Origin of the sequence: Mesorhizobium sp. M7A.F.Ca.ET.027.03.2.1 (assembly GCF_003999175.1) — a bacterium.
Classification (GTDB): Bacteria; Pseudomonadota; Alphaproteobacteria; order Rhizobiales; family Rhizobiaceae; genus Mesorhizobium.
In genome coordinates this window covers 1-3,613 of record NZ_RZOM01000632.1, presented here as the reverse complement: position 1 = coordinate 3,613, position 3,613 = coordinate 1, and the positions used below count along the sequence as shown (strand labels likewise).

General features: G+C 61.2%; 1 protein-coding gene and 1 pseudogene. Both read right to left on the bottom strand.

The window, feature by feature from the left end; translation table 11 throughout:
• Positions 1 to 325, bottom strand: a pseudogene (locus EN750_RS23780) (transporter); the annotation flags it as partial.
• Positions 326 to 680: 355 nt separating this feature from the next.
• Entirely contained in the window at positions 681 to 3,464 is a 2,784-nt protein-coding gene (locus EN750_RS23775) for a valine--tRNA ligase (RefSeq protein ID WP_127397824.1), read from the bottom strand.
• Between the last annotated feature and the right edge of the window lie 149 nt (positions 3,465 to 3,613).

The following is a 3,613-nucleotide window of genomic DNA, read 5'->3' as shown; positions in this document are numbered from 1 at the left end:
CGAACATACAGTCGACACCCTGGACGATCTGCGCCTTGACGCCGATCCGCGGCACCCAATAGCTCTCGCTGTCCTTCGCCGTGCTGCCCAGAGGCGTCAAATCGCCGTCGAGCGGGTTGGTGTCCACCGCATTCTTGAGCTTGCGTTGCGGCATCACATAGGTCGATTCGGCTTCGGTCGCGAACGGAGCCGGATCGAACAGCAAATCGATATCGTAACCGCCGCGCTCCAGGCCGCCGGCATGTGCCGGATTCATCGCCGTCCCGATCAAAGCCAGCGAAAAGCAGCCCGCCCCCAGCAGCGCCTTCAGTCGCAGAATAGTCATGAAACGTCCTCCCCGAATTCGAGTGCATCAAGCTAGAACCAATTCAGGTTAACGGTGCAACAACGAATTCGCGGGCGTACATGTACACATTGGCCAGGCGCATTTTCGAGGAAATGCAACCGGGTGCGGCAAGGCCGAAAAATGGCCTGTAGGGCTGAGCGGGTCTCAAAAAACAGAGAGAACTATCCAAAAAGGCTCGAAAACAGGCCTTTTTTAGGCTCCAGGAGCCCCATTGTTACATTATGGCAACAATGGGGCTAAAACTTCCGTTTACGTCAATATTAACGCAAGGGCATGCTGATTTTCGAGGCGAAAAACAAGCACTTTACAGAAGGCTGAAGTCTCGCGAATCTCCTCAACCGGCGTCGCGAACCCTGGCCAACGCGACCGACAGCTTGTCCTGCGCATCGCGGTATTCAGCGAGCTTTTCACGCTCGGCATCGACGATCTCGGCCGGCGCGCTGGCGACGAACCTTTCGTTCGACAGCTTCTTGTGCAGGCGCGCGATCTCCTCGGTCACCTTGGCCAGTTCCTTCTGCAGCCGAGCGGCCTCGGCGGCGAGGTCGATCAGGCTGCCAAGCGGCAGGCAGATCGTCGCCTCGTTGAGCACGATCTGCGCCGAACCCTTGGGCGCGACATCGGCAAGCGAGATGTCGCCGACCCGCGCCAGCCGCTTGATCGCAGATTCTTCGCGGACAAGCCGTTCGCGTGTCACAGCGTTGGCGCCGACCACGACGAGCGGTGCAATGGCTGCCGGCGGCACGTTCATCTCCGAGCGCACCGAGCGGATGCCGGAGACGAGGTCGACCAGCCAATTGATGTCGGCTGCAGCCTCGGCGTCTTCGAAGTCCGGCGAGGGCCACGCGGCATGGCACAGCAGCGACGAGCGTTGCTTGCCTTCGCCAGCGGTCTGCGCCCACAGTTCCTCGGTCATGAACGGCATCATCGGATGCAGCAGCTTGTAGATCTCGTCGAGCAAGAAGGCGACGCAGGCACGGCTTTCTGCTTTGGCCGCCTCGTCGGTGCCCATGAACACCGGCTTCAGCAGTTCCAGGTACCAGTCGCAGAACAGGTTCCAGACGAAGCGGTAGGCAGCGCCCGCCGCCTCGTTGAAGCGGTATGAGGTGATGCCGTCGGTGATCTCGCGCGCCGCCCGCGTCAGTTCGGTCAGGATCCAGCGGTTGACCGCCAGCCTGGCATCGTTCAGCCAGAAATCGTCATTGCGCGCGACCTCGTTCATCTCGGCAAAACGCGTAGCGTTCCACAGCTTGGTGCCGAAATTGCGATAGCCGGCGATGCGCGCCGGATCGAGCTTCACGTCACGGCCTTGTGCCGCCATCACCGTCAGGGTGAAGCGCAGCGCGTCCGCGCCGTATTCGTCGATAAGGTCGAGCGGATCGATGACGTTGCCTTTCGACTTCGACATCTTCTGCCCGGTCTTGTCGCGCACCAACGCATGGACATAGACGGTGTGGAATGGCTCCTCGTCCATGAAGTGCAGACCCATCATCATCATGCGGGCGACCCAGAAGAAGATAATGTCGAAGCCTGTCACCAGCACGTCGGTCTGGTAGTAGGTCTTCAGCTCGGGCGTCTCGTCGGGCCAACCCAGCGTCGAAAACGGCCACAGCGCCGATGAGAACCAGGTGTCCAGCACATCCTCGTCGCGGGTCAGGATCTCGCCCGGCTTGAAGTTCTCCAGCTTGTCCTCGACCCAGGCCTTCCACGGTCCTTCCAGCGCCAGATAGAATTCGATCGCGGCGCTCAGCGCCTCTTCCTCGGTCTTCTCGACGAAGACGCGCCCGTCCGGCCCGTACCAGGCCGGGATCTGATGACCCCACCACAGCTGGCGCGAGATGCACCAGGGCTGGATGTTCTCCATCCAGTCGAAATAGGTCTTCTCCCAGTTCTTCGGCACGAAGTTCGTGCGACCTTCGCGCACGGAAGCGATCGCCGGCTTGGCCAGTTCCGCCGCATTGGCATACCATTGCTCGGTCAGGAATGGCTCGATCGGCACGCCTCCGCGATCGCCATGCGGCACCGCGTGGCGATGCGGCTCGACCTTTTCGAGGAAGCCGCCCTCTTCCATCAGATCGACGATCTTCTTGCGCGCGACGAAGCGATCGAGGCCGTCGAGTTCGTCCCAGACAAGCTGGCGCTCCGGCGTCACCTCGAGACCGGCAAGGAAATCCTCATTGTCCCTGAGGCTTACCGCCGCCTCCGTGGTCAGGATATTGATCGCCGGCAGCTTGTGGCGCTTGCCGACCTCGAAGTCGTTGAAGTCATGCGCCGGCGTGATCTTGACCGCGCCCGAACCCTTTTCCGGATCGGAATACTCGTCCGCCACCACGGGAATCCTGCGACCGACGATCGGCAGGACGATGTTCTTGCCGACCAGATGCCGGAAGCGCTCGTCGTCAGGGTGCACGGCGACGGCCGTATCGCCCAGCATCGTCTCCGGGCGCGTCGTCGCCACGGTGATGAAGGTTGTTGGGTTTTCCGGGTCGAAGACCTGGCCTTCTATGGGATAGCGGAAGTGCCAGAGATTGCCGTTGACCTCCTGCTGCTCGACCTCGAGATCGGAGATCGCGGTGAGCAGCTTGGGGTCCCAGTTCACAAGGCGCTTGTCCTTGTAGATCAGCCCTTCCTTGTAGAGCGTGACGAACACTTCGAGCACGGCTTTGGACAGGCCTTCGTCCATGGTGAAGCGTTCGCGTGACCAGTCGGCCGAGGCGCCGAGCCGCTTCAGCTGGTTGAAGATGGCGCCGCCGGATTCGGCCTTCCACTCCCACACTTTCTCGATAAACTGCTCGCGGGTCAGGTCGCGGCGATGGATCTGCTTTTCCATCAGCTGGCGCTCGACCACCATCTGCGTGGCGATACCGGCATGGTCCATGCCCGGCTGCCACAGGACGTTCTTGCCGCGCATGCGCTCGAAGCGCACCAATATATCCTGCAGCGTGTTGTTGAGCGCGTGCCCCATATGCAACGAACCGGTGACGTTCGGCGGCGGAATGACAATGGTGAAGGCTTCCGCCCCCTCCTCGGCCCCGGCGCCGGCACGAAACGCGTCGGCCTCTTCCCAGACTTTGGCGATCTTCGGCTCGACGGTTTTGGCGTCGTAGGTCTTTTCAAGCATGGGAAAATGGTCCGCGCTGTCGGGAGTTTTGCTGGTCCGGTGTAAATCGGAAGGTTTTGGCCAAGTCAACCGCAAGGGCTGTCTCGGACCCTCACAACCAGATAGGCGCGGCCCTGGTCATTTCAACGGAACGCGATCCGTCGTCCTGC

Coding starts and splice junctions, on each gene's coding strand:
- EN750_RS23775 (WP_127397824.1), bottom strand. CDS start 3,464: ATGCTTGAAAAGACCTACGACGCCAAAACCGTCGAGCCGAAGATCGCC.